The sequence below is a fragment of the Alkalibaculum bacchi genome, assembly GCF_003317055.1.
GTDB lineage: Bacteria > Bacillota > Clostridia > Eubacteriales > Alkalibacteraceae > Alkalibaculum > Alkalibaculum bacchi.
Genome location: NZ_QNRX01000015.1, coordinates 26015 through 46832, shown reverse-complemented (window position 1 = coordinate 46832; position 20818 = coordinate 26015). Strand labels below are relative to the sequence as shown.

The window sequence follows — 20818 nt, the reverse complement described above, 5'->3', positions numbered from 1 at the left end:
CTCCTCCTTTTATTAATATCTGATCTGCAGCTAATTTACCTGTTAAATCTTAAGTCTAAAACATTACAAATATTTGTTTGTTTTAAGGCATTAGACTCAAAACGTCCTATCTCCTAAGTGATTTCCCCTTCCAAGGTGAAACTTTTGCCTGAAGTGGCTCAATAACTTGACCCAAAATTTCACTTCCCTAGTGGGGCTCCTATTAAAACTGTTTTACCTCTTTCTATACTTGTTTTCTACAATTTGATAATTCTTATGGTTAATTTTATCCCACTCTGTCTTCTTATAGTTTATCCATTTCAATCTTGTATTGATAATGTCGGGATCATACTCAATGAACCCAAGAGATTTTGCCCACAACTTTGTGTCCTCATGTTCAGGATGCTCTTTATCATAGTATACTTTCATAAACTCATAAAATCCATCGATTCCACCTACGTCCTCAGGTGGAGCTGTCTCTGCCCCATCAAGAAGCGTCGGAAAACCAAAATAATAATCATCCACAATCTCCTCAAGCTTTACAATGAAATGCCAACCATCCCCAAAGTCATAATTGTACCTAATTATATTATGCTTCTCTAAATAATCATCAATTTTTAAACCCGTAGGCTTACAAACCTGAATCTTTAAACGTTCCTGGTAGCGTTTTTCGAACTCCAACATATCTGGTGATGCAGCTTTCAAACGTTTATCGTATATTTTCTTATTTCTCTTATAGTGATGATGCTCAAGGTAAGCTTCATCATTATCAGTAACAATCTTTTTCTGCTCAGCAAGATCAAATTCATAAAGATGATATCCATCACTAGGATATCCACCTAGAAAATTAGTTGCATTTTGTATAGCATCATGAAGCCTTTTATATGTTGCTCCAGCTGGCATAACAACTCGTCTCCAAATTAATGGGTTAGACTCTTCTAATTCAATTTTTATAATATAAGATTTCATTAGTTACTCTCCTAGATTTACCTTAAATTTTATATACCTTTTACCCTCCTAAGTATTGACCAAAACACTAATATATTATTATTGGAAGGTGTGAGGGACGGGACTTTTTCAAGTCAGGCTTTTAGATTCTCAAGTGCCGATCCACTCTCATTTGCAAATTACCACATTAAGGATGAGGCTTCAAGTGAAGGTTTCGTCTTCTTTTATTTTAAGGTATTGGGCTCAAAACATTCCACCCTAAGCAATTTCCCCTTCCCAGGTGAGTCTTTTAGCCTGACATGGCCCAAGAACTTGACCCAAAAATTCACGTCCCTAATGGGTCATGACCCAAAAATTCACGTCCCTAATGGGTCACTTAATTCCCTGTACGTCAGTAAAAGTAACTAGTACCTTAATATTTGGAATAACAACATGTTCTCTACCTCTAATCGAATATATTTCCTGGAGTAATGTAATATATTGAATTGGTATCACAAAGTCAAATGATTCTTCTGCATTAGGCAATAAAAAAACTTTATTTATTTCGTATGTAGGACTAAACATTATATCTGTATTATTTATTGTTACAGCATACTGATTTTCATTTCGGGTATATGTATATTGATTTTCATCATTAAGCTCTTTACACAATTCAATCCAATCAATATACGTAGATATGTCAATGGAATATGTTAAGTGTTTTGCGACACCTACCCCCACATTCCTTGATGGTACTTTTACAGATATAGGATTGACAACTTCTTCAGGGTTAACAAATGGATTAACTATATTGGTAGTGTCCCCCCATGAAATATTCACTTGAGTTGGCTCAAAAATAATATCAGGCATGTATGCATTGTTACGTTGTATCTGCATTTCCCATAATGTAAACAATACAACTATAGCAGAAATAATAGTTGCAAAATTTGTAAATATTTCTATTGATGTTTTAATTATTTCTTTTTTTAAAAGAAGTTTATCCTTTACGCTCTTTAATAAATTATCCACCAGTCCACCCCTTTTAGATTTATCGATTAATTATGAATCATCATTTATTAAAAACTTCTAATAGTCTTTGATAAGCCTCTTTATCCTGACATATTTTTAAATATTCAATCTCACGTTGTTGTTCTAGCACTTGTAAATCTAATGCTCTTACGTTAGAATTAGATATTTTAGAAGTGATTAATGAAGCAACTAGTTCTGTCAGAGGCGCACCAACTGCGTGTTTAAAATCAAATCCCAATATCTGCATTATATTAAAAGTTTCTTTTGATACTATTTGCTTGATAAGATCAAGACCTTGTTGCATCTTAATCGTATCCTGACCTTCGCTTTGGGCTAACAAGTTTTCTAAAATTGGAATTATGCTAGTAGTGATGTAATTTATCTCGTCATCAGATATTTTCTGTGATATAATATGTTCTTCGTACGCTTGCGAAATATGAATTAATTGGTTTTTATCTGATATTAATTCACTAATAATTTCTTCGAGATTACCAATTATCTCATCACTGTTTCCTTTTTTCTTAACTGTTCGAATTTTATCAAAAATTGCCTCGACACTTTTCTTACCGACTATACTTGCAAGTTCTGTACTAAGCGCAATCATTTCTAGTGCAATATCCATCTTTATCCTCCAAACTATTCCTATAACAGCTTGTCTAAAAGACTCATAACAACCATAGAGGTACACGAAAGTTATTTACAAACCGCATATTAAAGTTACCAGCTAGTTACACTTACTAGTAAAAATTGTTTTTTTAATTGTTACTTAACTGGGTACCTTATAAGACTTATTCTTAACACTCCCATTTGGGTAGATGTCGAGCATGTGCCCTATAGCTATGAGTCTTCAGTGATATCATTTATAACTTCCCACACTAAATCCATATACTCATCTTGTTCATTATTAATTACTTTCTTCAATATAGTTTTTCCCCATAATTTATTTAACACTTTTTTCTTTTCAATCCTCCATCTTATTCCACTATGTAATTCTAATTTTGTTGGGTTTGAATTGATTCTTTTTACTAACATTCTGTCAAAAGAAATTTGCCACTCCTGAATGTCTTTTAAAAAGATCGTTCCAAAAGTAGGCAAATCAATTTTGTCAAGTGAACCAAGATATCCTATAAGATGTCCAAAATATTTTTCTGCATACCAAATATAAGCTGCAACGTCACGAGGTAAGTTCTTACCATAAATCCTTCTTGCAGACATAAGCTCACTATGAAATCCTAAAAAAATTTCTCTATTAGTCATTATTGAGGGATACTGTGCATTACTAGAAAAATCAAATTCTCCTTTTTGTTCTTCTAATATATAATCAATATCATATATTTCAACCACACTCGCCTTTAATCCAATGTCTCTAACAGCCAATAAAGACTCAGCCATATTATCTCCTATTGTGTTCTGAAACCTTACCTCTTGTTCCTTTCTTAGTTTTGACTTATAAAAAACATGAGTCAAAACTATTCCAAAACCACCACTAATAATAGCTATCATTATATTTTTTAAAATGTCCATTAAATTACCTCCGTATAGCCTCAAATAAGTGGTTAATACACGAAAAAAGACTATGTCACCACAACTTTAGTAACAGACAAAACTAACACTCAGAAAATTATCTCAGTATTTGCTATAAACACTCTTTCAACAACTCCACTGCACTCCCTTCACTCGAATCATTTGTTCCTAACTCACCACGAAAAGCACGGGCAAGGATAGCTTTCTTTATCAAGTCAATTTTATCTATACCCATAGGGGACACTTCTCATGTTTTTACTATTTTATCATATGTATAGCAATAAATTACAACATATTTACAATAGCTATTGCATATAATTGCGTTTTATGAGAACCCCCCCAAACAAACATTCGTATGTAATGATTAAAAAACAAGGTGAATTTCATGCCAAGTACAGCGCGACGAAAAGATCCAGAATTCCCACATCACGTCATGTGCAGAAGCATTAGTGAAATCCGGCTCTTGAAGAATGACAACGATAAAATCAAATACCTACAACTAATGGCACTTTACTGTAAAAAATTTGAATGTAAAGTTTTAGCCTATCGCCTCATGGATACCCATGTCCATATTCAACTTGATCCAAAGGGTTGCGACATTTCAAAATTCATGCACGGCGTAAACCTCTGTTATGCTCAATACTACAATCGCAAATATCGACGCCACGGACACGTTTTTCAGAATCGATTCCATAATAAAGTAATCGATATAGACGAATACAATCTCACAGTATCAGCTTATATTCACAATAATCCTAAGTCCTTACCTAATTATCATGACTGCATTTACACTTATTATTTCTGTTCCTACGGCGTCTACTTAAACCATCGTCCTGATGACCTAGGCATCCTCGATACTGACTTTATTCTCTCCCAGTTTGACAAAAACCCAAAAGTGGCTCGGCAAATCTATGCTGAGTTCGTAACTAGTTGCAATAATGTCATACAGAAACAAAAGCTATTTGAAATAATAGATCGCTATATTACGACTGAACCATATGAATACCGTAGCGAACGCTACATATACTATAGAGACCTACAACCACAGCAAATCCTTGCAACAATAGCAAAAACGTGTAATATAGATCACCCTGAAATGATTAAAATAAAATGCTGCCACGCTATCACGGAATATAAGGCAATCTCCGTCTTTCTCATGAGAGATTTATGTGATTACAGCTATAAGGAAATATGTAAAGAAATTAGCAATCTAACTCTTTCAAGAGTAGCAAGCCTCTGTAATCAAGGTTTCAAATTACTAACTGAAGATGCTAGATATAAGAATCTGCTTCCTAAACTTCTTAGTGCAGTTCGAGCTGCTTAAGTATTCTTTATATTCATATCAACTCACCACTAATTAATATCTTTCTCCCACTATCTTGCAAAAATAGTGGGAGAATTTATTTAAATAGTGAATTCTTGAAATGTGTCCCTAGCACCATTTGGGATTCTGACATGAAACTGGTTTACCTTATATTGAACTCTACTCTTTGTACCTGGACTAAAATAAGACCTTGTCAGGACTCCATGAGACTTATATTTCCTGAGGAGAGGATGGAATATTATTAGAAAGTATATTTTCTAATATCTTATCTAACCCATCAACAAAAAATTTCTCATTAGAAGATTGAATTTCTTCTAATGACCACCATTTACCCGCCTTTGTATTTTCTTTTTCATTATTAGTCATATTTTCATATATTACTATCTCATTATTTACTTTTACTATGAAATATCTTTCATCGGACAAAAATTCTATACCTTTTTTATCAGTAAACACTTTTTTTCTTGCATATACGTACTTACTTTCAATCAAAATCTCTAATCCCAGTTCTTCATATAGTTCACGTCTTAATGTCGCTTCATATGTTTCACCTTCTTTGACTCCTCCCCCCGGTGTTATCCAAAGTGTTTTACCATTTTCGAACATAGAAGAAAACTTAAATTTAAATAAGAAAATTCTATTATTACTACTTATTAGTAATGCACTTGCCCTTTCTCTTACTTTCATTGCTTGCCTCCTTTTTATTAACGTACATAGCACAATCTTTAAATGCTATACAATTTATTGCTATTCACCGCCTCAAGACCTTATATCTTATAATATTTTAATTTTTGGATGTTTACTTTACTCGCAGCCATCTTAAAAACATCCACAATTGAGTCAATATCATTGTCTGATAAATCAGTATATGGAAGACTCACAAGGGACGTGAAATTTGGGGTCAAGTTTTAAACCCACCAGATGTAAGTGCATTTACCAAATGAAATTTAGATCAATCGCTCATTGAATTTTAGGTCACTTATATTTAAAATATGGATGCATCAAGAGTAAATGACTCGTTAGGGTGATATGCTCGCCCTATAGTAAACAATTTTTATTATTTAAACTGCCTAGGATAGGGGGAGTATATCACGTCAAGGTTAGAGGTAGCCTTTTGTGACTCAATTTTCCCCTTCCCTAGCGAGCCACCTCACAGCTACCTCCCTCTAAGGGCCATTTCAAAAGCCTCTCTAAAACAAAGCGCTCACCTCAATAAATATTGCTCTCCCTCTTCTTTTTTACTTCCTTTAGTTTGTCATATTCCCTAATCGCCACATCATAGCTCATAACGTGCTTATCCCAAAGATTTCTTCTTACACCGAGCTGGGATACTTCTTCCCATAAGCTCTCTTTAAGACGAACTGAAATACATTTTTTTCCTTCAAATATATATACCTCATCAATCCCGCTCTTGTATCTTTTTATGAATGTTGTGTTCATATTAATAAGTCCTTTTAGGACACTTTCTGTTCTAATCTTTTCTCTCCAATTTTTGTACCAATTCAACATTTTCTGCCGTCCGTCCTTTCTCTAATACTAATTACAGCTTTGTATTATGACAAAAGGTATAACAATCCTCCTATTATTTGCAAAGATTTGTTTGTAACTTGGACATAGGACATTTTCATCTTTTATCCCTTTTCTTTTATTATCATGTAAAGCCTATCAAATCACAACTTTTTCCCAAAATTAATGACATAACTTGTAAGTATCTATAGTAACAAAGTCAAACATATACTCGTATATAATAATAAAAAAAGGCTGTAAATTACATACCAAAAACCTCAAGATGCAAAATTGCAACCCTTGCACCACGTCATATGCAAAAATGTTAGACAAATTAGAAAAGGATCATTATAAACCAAAATCTAACAACTAATGCTTTTTTGCACTTTCTGATTTTAACAGTCGCATCCCACTCTTAAGTATCAAAAACGTTTAACATAGACAATCTCGAACTCATTAAAATAAAATATTGCTACAGTATTACCGAATATAAAGCAATCTCAATCTTTCTTATGAGAGACCTATGTGACTACAGCTACAAGGAAAATAGAAGAAATTATTTAAATAGTAGGTTTCTGAAATGTATTCCCCATTAACGTTTTACTCATCTATTTCATCCTCACCTAATTCATTATAACCCTCATTTTCCCAATGATTAACCGTATAATTTTCTACAGTAGATAAAGATTGTCGATATTCTTCAGCAACCATTGTACGATTGAATTCCGCCGTTGGATCCAGTTCTAGTACTAAATTTTCCAACTCATCAATTGTACAATTAAAGAATTCTTTCCTCATATTTACTTTATTCACTCGCCTGTTGTTTAATCTATTATGCAATTCGTTTTCTAAATTAACTGCATCATCAGAAAAAACAAAGCTATGAACATCGAATTTAAAGGGAACAGATGCACTACCTAGCTCATTGATTCTTTCTAAAGGATCAATCCTCCTTGTCATCCCAATCTTAAATATTTGATCTCCAAATGAACCTAAATTACTTATGATATAAACATTTCCTGCTTTACCATTCTGAAGATTTGTTATTTCATCTTTCTTCAAGGTAATATCGGAGAGTTGCCCTTGTAACTCAAGAATTCTTGCTTTTAATTTCTCTAATTCATCTATATCATCTGAAATACTCATTAATTCATGTGTCTTTTCAATTTCATTTTTAAACTTCAATTCTTCGCGCTCGATTTTTTCTTTTTCTTGTTTAAGCAGTCTTCTTTCTTCTGCCTCTTCTCTCATCTGCTGGCGAATAGCAAGCTGTTCTTGTTTGATTTGCTCTTTTTTTACATAATAGTTATATTCAATTTTTGCAGCATTTATAAAAAGATACTCTATTTGTCCAACAAACTTTGTTAGTGTACTTGCAATATTTTGATTTCCTTCAGCTGCGATTACTAAGTATTTTTCACTAATAGTTTTAATGCTTTCCAAAGAAATATCAAGCTTATCATATTTTAAATTGTAGAGGATGTTTTGAAGTTCTGCTTTTAATGCAATAACCATTAATTGATAGATTGCCTTATTTGATTTAGTCGTATATCTTGATTGATACTGAGATAAGATTTGTTCAATAGCCTTGTCATTTTCTTTAAAAGTCTTTCGTAAATCTTTTATATCCATGTAATGTAATTTTAAAATTACGGAAGGAGATATTAATTCAATTTCCTCTAAAATAGAGTTAGGTAAAATGATATTTTCATAAACTGAATCATATTCGAAATATGTTTTTATCGAATATTCTACGCTTTTATATATTTCTTTTATGCGATTTAATTTGTTAGTTTGTGTCTTTAGTTGTGCTTCTTTTTTAGTTTTATCGTTTTTTAATCTTTCTATTGATGTAGTAAGTTCATCAATGATAATTTGATGCTCTTTAACAAGTTTAACTTGATTCTCCTTGTTCTTTTTCATGTCTTCAATATCATTAATTAGTAATGCTTTTTTATCCTCAACCTCTTGTAAAAGCTTCTCTTTTTCAGAGTGGCGATTTTCTTTTAAATGATCAATCTCAGAGATCAGTGTTTTCTTTTCACAGTCAAAATCATTTTTGATTTTTTCTAATTTATCAGTTAGTTCCACATATCTTTCAACACCAATTTCATCTAAAATATTAACGTTATCATTATGTTGTTTAATTAGCATTTTTAATTCACGTTTTTGTAAAATCAGGAGAATAATTCCTACTACTAAAGGAACTCCATAAATAAACCATAATGTAAAGCACAAAGCGATTATCCATGTAGATAAATACCATTTCTTTTTATAACTCATATTTTTACCTTGCTCGCTCATTGTTGCCTCCTTCTATTATATTTTTATATGAAATCTCTACCATATAAGTTCTGTAGAAAAATTTAAGGTACACCTTGAATTTATATATATTTTTATAATATCATATTCTATTTAATGAATTACAATATTTTATCATTATCTTTGCACATTTCTTGATTCTATGAGAAAGCATGATCAAACATACATTCTTCTCCAACAACAAAAGTAGGGAGTAACACTGGCGACGAGACTAGTAATATTATCCATAACTCCTCTCTAGTTTAAATAACTATTTAGATGTATAGCATTAAGGAGCATTATTTTCTAAAGCTCAGATTTATTTAGATTTATTTCTTTTCACCATTATCTCTATTTCATGCCATAGGTATCTATCCATCTTTTCAAATTAAAAGAGAACCCATCACTAGGTTCTCAAATTTACTGCATATATAGTAATAAATATAATGAGTATAAATTAAAAGTCGTCTTATATAATAAGTTAAATTTCAGCTATTAGCTCGTATAGGTATTTAATGAATTAATCCAAAAAAGAGTGAAACACTATATTATGATTTTTTCGTCAAATTATATTACATTATAAAGGAGAATTAGAATGTATCCAAAAGTTCCAAATCATATTCCTCCTCAACATCAAAATCAACAACCTGGAATTGAATTTCAAATGAATCCTAATCCAATATTTGATAATCCTAGTTATGTCGGCAGTGGAAAGCTTGGAAATAAAGTGGCTCTTATTACAGGAGGAGATAGTGGCATTGGGAAAGCTGTGGCCATTGCCTTTGCCAAAGAAGGCGCTAATATTTCAATCGTGTATTTAAATGAAGACGAAGATGCAAATCAGACCAAGAAAATCATAGAAGACTACGGTAGAAGATGTCTCCTCATTAAAGGGGATCTCTCTCAAGAGAATTCTTGTTCAGAAATCGTTTCTCAGACTATTGATTTCTATGGTAAATGCGATGTCTTAGTCAATAATGCAGCAGTTCAGTATGAACGACAAAGCCTTTTAGATATTAGCTCTGAACAGTTAGAAAAAACATTCCAAACAAATGTCTTCTCTTTCTTTTATACAACAAAAGCACTTCTTCCCCATCTAAAAGAGGGTAGTAGCATTATCAACACTGCTTCTGTCACTGCCTATGAAGGAAACAAGACTTTACTAGATTACTCGTCTTCAAAGGGAGCAGTTGTATCTTTTACTCGTTCATTAGCTCTTAATCTAGTAGAAAAAGAAATTCGTGTCAATGCCGTTGCACCTGGACCAATATGGACACCACTTATCCCTGCATCATATGATGAAAAAAAGGTTTCTTCATTTGGAATAAATACACCAATGAAAAGACCTGGTCAACCTTTTGAGCTCGCTCCTACGTATGTATATTTAGCTTCAGAAGATTCCAATTATGTTACGGGACAAGTTCTCCATGTTAATGGTGGAATTATGGTAAGCTCTTAATAAACTAAGAAGAGTATTTCAATTTTAAGACTCACCTCTATGCGCTAAATGTTAGTAAAGTAACTTTGCTAACATTTAGTACTAATAGAATTAAATAAAATACTAGATTAATTATAATCTAACCTCTACTTAAAGTAGTACTTTATTTTACAAAAAAGGCCTCTATTTTCAAGGCCTTTAGGGTTCATGTGATACTTTAGGATACTAATATATTAAATCTGTATAATCTGCATTTTTGTTCATTTCTGCTTTTGTAAATGGACAAAGTGGCGTAATTTTTTTATGTTCTTCCCTGGCTAAACAAACCACCTCTTTTAAAAGTATCTTTCCAACTCCTTGTCCTCTTAATTGATCTGAAACTTTTGTACTATCTATGATAATAATTTTATCCCCTGCATTGACATATGTCATTTCCGCCAGTGGACTTTCTGAATCTCCGATGTAAAATCTATTCGTCCCCCTATTAATAGTAAACAATATATGCACCTCTTTTTATATTCTGATAGATATGTTTTACCCACACCTGCTTAAATGAATCAACCTTTTCTAGATATGAGAGTGCAATAGATACAACGCTACCTATCTATGACATTTTAGGCTTATCAAATACAAAGCTCACTTCAGAAGTCTTTTGATTGATTGTAATATCTTTGTATCCAAGATCTTTCAAGCTACGTACAAAGCTTTCACACATTATTGGATCTTTTAATACAATCTTTATATTCATAGATAATTCCGATGCTTTAGTAAATACTGCTGGTTTAAATCCTGTCAGCCACCAATGCTTTTTAAAGCCATTTGTACCAGGATTACTTGAGTCTCTGGTAAAAACATGTTGTCCATTTTTTCTCAATTCAAAAGACATCTGGAGCATATTGTCTTTTTCTGCACAGGCTGTATCGTCACCCATGTAGGCCAGTAAAGCATTAATTCTATCATCAAAGGTATTATATGTTGTGTTTACCTGTAATTGCCCTACATAGATTCCTATTTCCGCTCCAGCAGCAATCCCATACTGCCCTTTCCACAACTCAATCTTCCATTGTTTCCCTTGATATGGAAATCGAATTATTTCATATTGTATGTAAATACCCACTAAGGGAGCTGCAGTATCATATATTGGAAAGTATCCAAATTCCCGTTGCCAAGGGTATAATGTAGAATAAAATATTCCTTGAATTGGATCATAGTCAAAACCAACCCATGTAGTAAGTTTAGAGATGTCACTTCCCCTTGTAGAAAATGGAATAACTGTCTTAACAATCTCTACAGTAAATGTTTCCCATACATCTACTTTTTGCCTGTTGGCGACAACTTCACGACCTCCACCATTTTCCGCGCACAGATACATACCATTGTAACACCGTAAGCTTACTTTATCTCCGCCTTTAATTTCCCCAGTTCCTTGTACCTTTTGAATAATAAATCGCTCCCATTCTGCAGCTGTTGTTCTATTCGCTACAACTTCATAGCCTCCACCATTTTCCGCACAAGCGTAATTTCCATTAGAGGAAATAAGATAAATTATATCTCCGCTGATTAGTTTGCCTTCCATTTGACTTCTAATAATAAAAGTCTCAGATAGATCTGCTGCGTCTTTGTTTGCAACAATAGGTCCTCCTCCACCATCTTTAGCAGAAAGGTATTGCCCATTAAATGCTTTTAGTCGAACAGATATCAGATTGTCTTCGCATCTATTAACAAAGAGCTTGTTGTATACGCTATTACGTAAATCAGCATTTGTATAAAATTGGAACTTACTCCATTGTACATAGTTTGTCGGATTCTCTTTTCCTAACCCTTTTCCGTCAAGACTATAGAGAAATGATATAATCCTTGGATCGATTGACACCTGATTTAATGCTTGCCCCGTATTAGCATCCATATTATAATGAGTTTTTCCTTTTATCTCTACTTCAATAGACTTTTGAAACAAAATATTGTTTGCATCATCGTATATTTTAATCCAACTAGGGCGCCAGTCATCACTAACTACAATATAGTCTTTTCGCAATCTAAACCTTGCAATCTCATTTAGTACAATTGTATGTGGCAAGTCAAAATCATAAGAGTCAATGTCGTTACTTTCAAAGTCATTGTAGTTTGGCTTATCAAGGCGTATTTCAAATTCTCGTCCATCACGCATCACAACCGCAAAATAGACATTATCATCTGTACCAGAATATTTTTTCTTGCTTGTTGCAATTTCGATTCTTAAATATCTTACTCCTCTTGGATAAGTAGGTTTCTCATATTCAAACAAACCTGTTGAAACAGCAGCAAATTCAATAGTAAATGCTTCCCAAATACCTGCATTTTGTCTATTGGCAAGGACTTCACGTCCTCCACCATTTTCAGCGCAAACATACATACCATTGTAGGACCGTAGAGCCACCTTATCTCCGTTCTTTATTTCTCCGCTACCCTGTACTTTTTGAATGATAAATCGTTCCCATTCTGCAGGTGCTGCCCTGTTCGCTACAATTTCTCGTCCTCCACCGTCTTCAGCACATAGGTAAGCACCATTGTGAGAAGTCAGGTTGATTACGTCACCGCTCATGAGCACTCCTTCATTTTTGTCAAGAATCCCGAAAGTCTCCCAGATATCGGCTTTTGCTCTATTTGCAACAACTGCTCCGCCTCCACCCCCTTCTGCGCATAAGTATTGACCATTGTAGGCTTTCAAACGTATTGCAGTCACTCTTTTAGGAACATTGTCTTTAGCAGTTTGAACAAATCCATTTAGATGATCCGGCCCAATAAGACAAAGTTTGCACATATTTAGACATTGATAGAAGGCATGAAATGACTGAATAAGCGTATCATTTGATCCTCCGTAATTCCCCATTTCCATATGGAGTTTTACAGATACATAGTATTCTGGATATAATGTCCCATTATTTAAGTAAAAGGCAGGTTCAGTTAATATGTGCTCTACTATTTCTAAAGCTTCATCTAAATTTTTCACCTGCTTGTTTGTAACAACATATATGAAGGATGAAATATACTCGAACATGATTTTTTCAATTTCTCTTTTGAGAGGTTCTAAGACATTTAGTGCATCTATAATATCACCTATTGTTTCAATAATCAGTTTAGCCCATTTTGGAACACCGATAATTAGGAGCAAATGATTATTTACCCATGCGTCAAGAACGTCTTGTACTTCCTTAATAGAATGAGAATCATCGTTCATGATATGGGCTACCTTTTGCCATGTGATAAGCCACTCTGTTGACGCCCTACGAATATCTCCAACCCATCCATTAAAATAATTTGCAAGATCATATGTACCTATAGCATTCCCGTTCTGATAATCAACAATTGCCTTCTCAAGGTCAACCATGGCATCTATAGGCATTGTCACAGGTGCTTTTGAGTATTCTGCTTTTAAAGATGAATTAAAGAAACAATTCTGTAAAAACGATATAGGTGCATCTAGTTCCGCGTTTATATTCTCTGGAAGTTTTTGATCCATATACTTTTCAACTAATACATGCCGTGCAATGATTTTCATCTTTTCATTGTTATCAGAATATTCCCACCAACCCTTAGCCCATTTGTTCACATAGTGATGCCCGTACATATCTCCAGCATAGTGAATCATAAATCCGAGAATAAAAGCATAACATTTCTTTCTATCGGGATAATTCAGCGGTAGCTTTCCATACTCCTCAAATAGTTTTGTAATCCATATACCTGAGTTTTCACCATGGATAACTGTTTGACCAACAAACATATCTGGATAAAAGTCAGGTCCTACTGCTCCTGCCCGAAAGGCACTAGGATGTGAATTAATTGCATCAACGACATCAGCAGGTGGTTTATACGATCCTATACCTGGTAATGTCAACTTCCCTGTTTTTTTAATCTCATCCATTAATAAATTAGCCATGTAAATATGCGTCTTGCCATTCATTCTATTTCCCCCTTATTTATTAAAATCTATGCATATTATGCCTCACCAACCGTCATATTCATTGTGTTCATTATAAAACATTACTTATAGTAATAATACACTTTTTTGTAATTTTTACCCTTTTATACTACTTTAATTTTTCTTTTTACGATCTTTTAATTGACTCCTTTTGAAATAAAAAAATATCCACCAGGAAACTGGTGGATAAAATTTATATTAATAGTTAACACCTAAATCAAGTTTAACATCATATTCTACTGGTTTTTGCTTAAATAGATATTCTCCTTTTCTAATAGAAGCAAGAACTCTAGCACGATTTCTTATTACATCAAATGGACTGTCTCCATCAAGAATAATGAAGTTTGCATCTTTGCCTACATCCAACCCATATCTGTCTTGGATATTTAAGCATCGAGCTCCATTGTATGTGATTAAATCCAAATCTTTTTCTATTTCTTCTGGTGACATAATTTGAGCTAAGTGGATTCCATTGTCAAGGATATTCATCATATTTCCATTACCCATCGGATACCATGGATCGTTTATTGAATCTTGTGCAAATGCTACATTGATTCCTGATTCTATAAATTCTTTTACTCTAGTCAATCCACGACGTTTAGGATATGTATCCTGACGACCTTGAAGATATGCATTTTCAGTTGGGCAAGAAATGAAGTTCATCTTGCTCTTTTTGAACAAGTCCATCATTCTAAATGCATATGAATTATCTGCTGAACCAAATGAGCAAGTATGGCTCGCTGTAGTTCGTATGCCGTAATCCTCTATTAGAACAAGTGCATTTAACAACTCAACAAAACGTGAGTGCGGATCATCTGTTTCGTCACAGTGAACATCTATAAGCTTATCATATTTTATAGCAAGTTTAACGATGTCGTGAACAGATTTTTCACCGAATTCTCTTGCTGGCTCATAATGTGGAATTCCTCCAACAACATCAGCACCCATCTTAAGAGCTTCTTCTACTAGATCACGTCCCCCCTTATATGTGTACATTCCTTCTTGTGGGAATGCTACGATTTGAATTTCAACTATATCCTTTAATTCTTCTCGGAGTTCCAACATCGCCTTTAGAGCTGTGAAATTTGGATCTGTAACGTCTATATGTGTACGTATGTGTTGTACACCTTGGGAAACCTCATCTTTAATCCCCTTAAGAGCAAGTTTTTTAACGCTATTTACAGTTAAATTTTCTTTAAATTTTGGCCACATTTCAATTGCTTCAAAAAGAGTTCCTGAACCGGCACCTTCTTGCCCAAGTTCAGATAATGTGTAAACATAATCTAAATGTAAATGAGGATCTACATAAGGGGCTGTAATCAGTTTTCCACCTAAATCAATAATTTCATCTGATGGACCAAGATCCTTGCCAATCGCCTTAATAACTCCATTATCTACTAAAATCTCATCTGCTTCATTATGGCCATAAATAACTGTATTTATAAATTTTTTCATAGTTTCCTCCTTAATATTAAATAGTATTCTTCAAAATGATTGAATTTCAAGATGAAACAATTTCATTCTCAGTAACTTCTTTTTGTTTTGTTGGAATAGTGATATTCATTAGAACAATTGATATTAGCATGATAACTATACCAAAAGATCCTATAAAGTTGATTTTTTCATTTAACAAAAATACTCCTGAAAGTGTAGCTATAACAACTTCACCAGAAGCAATGATCGTTGCCTTCGAAGCATCTACACCCATTGACAATCCCTTCAGGTATAAAAGATTTGCAATTAAACCAGTAGACATAGAGTTTAAGAATGCCCAGAATAGAAATGTACTATTGGTAAACAAATCTAAATGCTGCCATGGCTTCGCAAATATACTCGTAGCCATTGCACTGAACAATAACATATAAAACGTCATTGTCTCAGGATCATCTCCATCCGTTGCAACTTTGCCTATGATAGTATTAAGCGCATATAAGAAACCTGAAATAACCCCTAGAGTTAAACCTAATCCTGAAATATTTAATTCTGCAAAATTTCCGCCTGTTACCATTAGAATACATCCGACAAGATTTAAGAGTACTGCAAAGTGTTGATATCCACGTAATTTCTCTTTGAAAAAGATTACGGACATTATCGCTGTGAAGACGGGAGCTAAATACATAAGAATGGATGCTGCTGCCACACCTACTAGAGTTACGGCAGTATCATTAGCTAATTTGAAAATACCTTTCGTTAAAGCACCTAGTAAAATACTATATAATAAACCCCTCTTCGAAATTTTTAATCCATTCATACCTTTCTTTACTATTAAGTAAAGAAACAAGGGTAAAAGTGCTATAAAATGCCCGCTAAATGCAGTCATTAGTGAAGATACACCCATATTACTCATTTGAGTTACGAGATACCCACCAAGTCCCCAGGAAACTCCCGACATAAAAACAAGAAGATAACCTTGCAGGGATCTTCTCTTTTCCATACCAACCAACCTCCAAAAAATGTTATTAAGTTTACTTAACTAACATATCATAAAAAAGTGAAAATTACAGAAGGTAAATTTTGGTATACTAATATCTCACACATTGTATATGCCTCAAGTTGTTCCATAAAAGATATGATAACTCTTCAAGGTAATTGATACCTCACTATGCTACTAGTGATTTATATTTCGGCATATCGGGACGGTAACCTTTATTTCCTAAAAAGTGGAGTAAGAGGTCACCGTTCCGATATGCTATTATTGGAGAGATCATCTGGAAGAATCATTACTCTTTAAGGCTAGATAGATTAAATAATTACATCCAGCTATCAAATCTTTTGATATATAATTTCTTAGCTACTTCTATACATAAAGAGTATGCAATCAATATACCAATTAACCATATGAAATACCTTCCTGGCAATGAAACAAGGCCTATATAAGCACCAATTGGTGTAAATGGAATTATTATACCCAAAGCTATAATAATTCCGGTCATTATCATAACAGGCATAGAGGCATTGCTTTGTAAGAAAGGTATCTTTCTAGTTCTTATCATATGGACTATTAATGTCTGTGTAACTAAGCCTACAATAAACCAGCCTGATTGGAAAAATGGCATCATTTCCATTGTATTAGCTTTAAATACAAACCATAAGATGGAAAATGTTATAATATCAAACAAGGAACTTATGGGTCCTATGTATATCATAAACTTACCTATTTCTCCAGCATCCCATTGTTGTGGTTCCTTCAAATATTCATTATCCATATTATCCCAAGGTATGGATATTTGAGAAATACTATATAATAGGTTTTGTACAAGCAATTGTATAGGCAACATTGGTAAGAATGGTAAGAATGCACTAGCTATTAATACGCTAAAAACATTACCAAAGTTAGAGCTGGCAGTTATCTTAATATATTTAATAATATTTCCAAAAACTCTTCTACCTTCGATAACGCCTTCTTCAAGTACATTTAAGTCTTTTACCAACATTATTATATCTGCAGATTCCTTAGCTATATCTACCGCAGTGTCAACTGAAATCCCTACATCAGCTTGTTTTAGTGCTTGAGCATCGTTAATACCATCACCAAGAAAACCAACTACATGTTTATTATCCTGTAAAACGGATATTACCCTTTCTTTTTGAACTGGTGATAATTTAGCCAATATACTTGATTTTGATGCCAATTTATATAGCTCATCATCAGATTTATTTTCTATATCAGCACCTAAGACCACATTCTCTACGAGGATGCCTACATCCTTAGCTATCTTTTTAGCAACTATATCATTATCTCCGGTCAATATTTTTACTTCAACACCATGATCATGTAATGCTTTTATAGCAGTAATAGATGTGTCCTTTGGAGGATCGAGGAAACCCATATATCCTATCAAGACCATATTACTCTCATCCTTAATACTGAAAATATTTTCAGAAGGTACATAATTTTTTTGTGCAATTGCCAGTACTCTCATACCCTCTTCATTAAGCTTAGTAACCATAGTCATAACTTTTGTAATTAGATCTTCAGTTAGAGGTAAAACTTTGTTGCCAATTTCTACATAGGAACATATCGATAGCATCTCCTCAACCGCACCTTTTGTTATTAGCTGCCTCTTACTATTTTCACTTTCTACAACTACAGACATTCTACGTCTAGTAAAATCAAAGGGTATTTCATCAACTCTTTTATAAGTGCCAGTAAATTCATTAAATCCCTGTTCGTTACCATACTCAATTACAGCAATATCCAATAAGTTTTTTAGACCTGTTTGGTAATAACTATTCAAGTAGCCATGCCTAAGTACTCTGTCATTTACATTACCTAAGACATCTAAGTGGGTTTCTAGAATAATTTTGTCTTGAGTTAATGTTCCAGTCTTATCTGTACATAATATATCCATTGCACCAAAGTTCTGTATCGAACTCAATCTTTTAACTATGATTTTTTTCTTTGAAAGAGATATTGCTCCCTTGGCTAAGTTCGTGGATACAAGTGTTGGTAACATCTCTGGAGTTAGACCAACAGCTATGGATATAGAGAACAGTAGGGCTTCAATCCAATTTTTCTTTGTAATTCCATTAATGAAAAATACTATTGGAACCATTACAAGCATAAAACGAATTAACAACATACTAACGCTTTTTACCCCTTCTTCAAAGCTGGTTTCACCAACATCCTTTGCTATGGATTCTGCTATCGTACCAAAATAGGTATTATTTCCCGTTTGTAGCACAATACCTTTTGCCGATCCACTGACAACTATGGTACCCATAAGAAGAATATTACTAAGATCAAATACATTCTTAACTGCATCATTGTCTTCATCATATGGAAACTTCTCCACAGGCTCCGACTCACCTGTTAAAGAGGATTGGCTTATAAATAAATCTTTACACTCTACAATTCTCATATCAGCAGGTATTAAATCTCCTGCTGCTAAATGAATAATATCTCCCGGAACAACTTCTGACATGATGATCTCTCTTGCTTTTTCACCTTCACGCTCAATAGAAGTCGTAGTCGGGACAAGGTCTTTTAAATTATCTGCTGTTATTTGGGATTTATACTCTTGAGTAAATCTTAGAACTACACTTATTATAATCATAACGGAAATAATGATTATAGTCATCCAACTTTTCTCTGCCATAGGAGCAAATACAACATCCGTAAAATAAGATAATAAGACTATAGCAGCTAATATTAGAATAAATGGATCTAGGAATGACCTAAATAAATATGAGTACCACGGATTACCTTTTCCATAGACTATTTCATTAGGACCATAAAGCTCCAATCGGTTACTTGCCTCTATACTAGATAATCCATTAAGTGAAGAATCTAATTCTTTAACAATAATATCTACATTTTTTGAACTCACATCTCTTAGGTTTTCGTTAATTTCTCTTACATCTCTTATGTTTTTCATCTAACACACCTCCAAAAAAAGCAATACTAAATAGATGGGTATGTTTATTCCATCTAGAAATATTGTATTTAGTTATAATTTTAAATATGGAAAATAATATAGAAGGATTAGAAGAATTATATAAAAGATAAAAAGATAAGAAATTAAATATTACCTAACTATAATTCAACCATCCTCTATTAAATAACGACTACCATCAGGATCCATATAAATCACCTCCCAAAAAATAAAAAACTTCCACAAAACTTGAAATGGAAGATTAACGTACATCCTCGTTCAAGTTTTAGCTCTATAAGGCGCTGAAATTGTATTAGATTATGCCTTGCGACAAAACCTGCTAACCAGTTCAGAATGTTTCCATCCTTTTACGGCAACAACCCATATCCTTATAGTAACCTCACCTACCGAGATTATTTAGTTCATTACTAACCATACACTGATAAATGACAAATGTCAAGTTTGTATATAATTGAGTTAATATCTATGATTTCTTTGGATGGAAGTTCTTTTCTATAATTGGAATAAAAATTTCTTTGTTATCAGTAAAAGCTACATCTACTATAAAAACAATTATTTTTTATCTTTTAGACTGCGCTTTTCCATATCGTATTAATACAACATACGGTTTCACCCTGATCATTTTTTATCTCATGGCAACCCTTTAGTTGATTATCTATAGCGGTTATATCTGTCATCACGGCTATAGATTGATCTAAGAAAACTTCTTTCTTAAAAACGATATCAAATTCACATAGGTTATAATCTCTTAGTACTTCTTGGGGAGTAGCATCTAAAGCCCATGCAATATACCTAGTATTATTTACATGCCCATTAAAATCAATATCCCTACGATCAGCTCTAAAATTTCTTGTGAAGGTGTATTTTTCAGGTATGGTTAATTTATCAAAACAAACCGAAATTCTACTACCCTTATCAATACCATAAGCTTTGTAAAATTCATCTCCTATTTTTAACATCTTATGGCTTTTTCCATCGATGAGTAGCCATTGTGATTTTGCAGTAATTAGGGTCTCTCCTTTGAGATTTTCGATCTTAAAATCTCTATATGCAAATACCTTATTAAAGCCAACAGCATATGTAGAGACACGAACAGTTTCACCATGCTTAGGGTATTTCAATATCTTTATATGATACCTGGTTAAAACCCAAATTAGTTGGCTTTTCTTTAAATATTCTATGCCCATACCTATTTCTTCACTTTGCACCATTGCTGTATCTTGCAAATAGCTTAAAATTACTTCGGGAAATATATTATAATGGCTATCTACTTCATAACTTTGTACTAAATACTCTTTAGTTGTAATAATACCGCTCATCGTTCACGATTCCTTTCTTGAAATTATTTACAATAATATCATACATTTCTTAAGAATACCTGCTGAAAATAAATTTTTTCTTATGAACAGGTGAGATTTCTGCATGATCACCCTAAT

At 33.2% G+C, this 20818-nt stretch carries 15 protein-coding genes and 1 riboswitch; of the genes, 2 read left to right on the top strand and 13 right to left on the bottom strand.

Going from position 1 to position 20818, the window contains the following annotated elements; genetic code table 11:
- Positions 1–213: 213 nt before the first annotated feature.
- The 4 genes from DES36_RS11045 to DES36_RS11030 all read right to left on the bottom strand — a co-directional run bounded on the left by DES36_RS11045 (position 214) and on the right by DES36_RS11030 (position 3459).
- On the bottom strand, positions 214–948 hold the full coding sequence (locus DES36_RS11045; protein WP_113921262.1) for a plasmid pRiA4b ORF-3 family protein: 735 nt from the start codon (positions 946–948) through the stop codon (positions 214–216).
- A gap of 351 nt (positions 949–1299) precedes the next feature.
- Positions 1300–1935 (bottom strand): hypothetical protein, encoded by a 636-nt coding sequence (locus tag DES36_RS11040; RefSeq protein ID WP_113921261.1) that lies wholly within the window; start codon positions 1933–1935, stop codon positions 1300–1302.
- A gap of 40 nt (positions 1936–1975) precedes the next feature.
- Positions 1976–2557 carry a hypothetical protein gene (locus DES36_RS11035; protein ID WP_113921260.1) on the bottom strand — a complete coding sequence of 194 codons (582 nt, stop codon included), beginning with the start codon at positions 2555–2557 and terminating at the stop codon, positions 1976–1978.
- A 215-nt stretch (positions 2558–2772) separates the two neighbouring features.
- Positions 2773–3459: a hypothetical protein gene (locus DES36_RS11030; protein WP_113921259.1), complete on the bottom strand. Its 687-nt coding sequence runs from the start codon at positions 3457–3459 to the stop codon at positions 2773–2775.
- Between the two features lie 385 nt (positions 3460–3844).
- Between DES36_RS11030 and DES36_RS11020 the strand changes: the two genes are divergently transcribed.
- On the top strand, positions 3845–4783 hold the full coding sequence (locus tag DES36_RS11020) for a transposase (protein ID WP_113921258.1): 939 nt from the start codon (positions 3845–3847) through the stop codon (positions 4781–4783).
- Positions 4784–4993: 210 nt separating this feature from the next.
- On the opposite strand, the gene DES36_RS11015 is transcribed toward DES36_RS11020, so the two are convergent.
- From DES36_RS11015 to DES36_RS11005, 3 genes are all read right to left on the bottom strand, one after another.
- The gene (locus DES36_RS11015; RefSeq protein ID WP_113921257.1) at positions 4994–5470 is read right to left on the bottom strand and encodes an NUDIX hydrolase; all 477 of its coding nucleotides are present in this window, start codon (positions 5468–5470) and stop codon (positions 4994–4996) included.
- 522 nt (positions 5471–5992) lie between these two features.
- Positions 5993–6223, bottom strand: a complete 231-nt coding sequence (locus DES36_RS11010) for a hypothetical protein (protein ID WP_146953637.1) — start codon at positions 6221–6223, stop codon at positions 5993–5995.
- A 666-nt stretch (positions 6224–6889) separates the two neighbouring features.
- On the bottom strand, positions 6890–8593 hold the full coding sequence (locus DES36_RS11005) for a GIY-YIG nuclease family protein (protein ID WP_242981761.1): 1704 nt from the start codon (positions 8591–8593) through the stop codon (positions 6890–6892).
- Between the two features lie 592 nt (positions 8594–9185).
- Here DES36_RS11005 and DES36_RS11000 point away from each other — a divergent pair.
- On the top strand, positions 9186–10049 hold the full coding sequence (locus tag DES36_RS11000; RefSeq protein WP_113921255.1) for an SDR family oxidoreductase: 864 nt from the start codon (positions 9186–9188) through the stop codon (positions 10047–10049).
- Between the two features lie 204 nt (positions 10050–10253).
- Here the strand turns inward: DES36_RS11000 and DES36_RS10995 are convergent, their stop codons facing one another.
- The 6 genes from DES36_RS10995 to DES36_RS10970 form a co-directional block, all read right to left on the bottom strand.
- Positions 10254–10526, bottom strand: a complete 273-nt coding sequence (locus DES36_RS10995) for a GNAT family N-acetyltransferase (RefSeq protein WP_113921254.1) — start codon at positions 10524–10526, stop codon at positions 10254–10256.
- A gap of 106 nt (positions 10527–10632) precedes the next feature.
- A complete protein-coding gene (locus tag DES36_RS10990) occupies positions 10633–13968 on the bottom strand; it encodes a DUF4474 domain-containing protein (protein WP_113921253.1) in 3336 nt (1111 codons plus the stop codon).
- Between the two features lie 216 nt (positions 13969–14184).
- Positions 14185–15441 carry an amidohydrolase family protein gene (locus DES36_RS10985; protein WP_113921252.1) on the bottom strand — a complete coding sequence of 419 codons (1257 nt, stop codon included), beginning with the start codon at positions 15439–15441 and terminating at the stop codon, positions 14185–14187.
- 46 nt (positions 15442–15487) lie between these two features.
- Positions 15488–16420 carry a DMT family transporter gene (locus tag DES36_RS10980; protein WP_113921251.1) on the bottom strand — a complete coding sequence of 311 codons (933 nt, stop codon included), beginning with the start codon at positions 16418–16420 and terminating at the stop codon, positions 15488–15490.
- Positions 16421–16736: 316 nt separating this feature from the next.
- The gene (gene mgtA / locus DES36_RS10975; protein ID WP_113921250.1) at positions 16737–19364 is read right to left on the bottom strand and encodes a magnesium-translocating P-type ATPase; all 2628 of its coding nucleotides are present in this window, start codon (positions 19362–19364) and stop codon (positions 16737–16739) included.
- A gap of 261 nt (positions 19365–19625) precedes the next feature.
- A riboswitch (M-box (ykoK) riboswitch) is annotated at positions 19626–19780 on the bottom strand.
- Positions 19781–19948: 168 nt separating this feature from the next.
- Positions 19949–20701 (bottom strand): acyl-[acyl-carrier-protein] thioesterase, encoded by a 753-nt coding sequence (locus DES36_RS10970; protein WP_113921249.1) that lies wholly within the window; start codon positions 20699–20701, stop codon positions 19949–19951.
- Between the last annotated feature and the right edge of the window lie 117 nt (positions 20702–20818).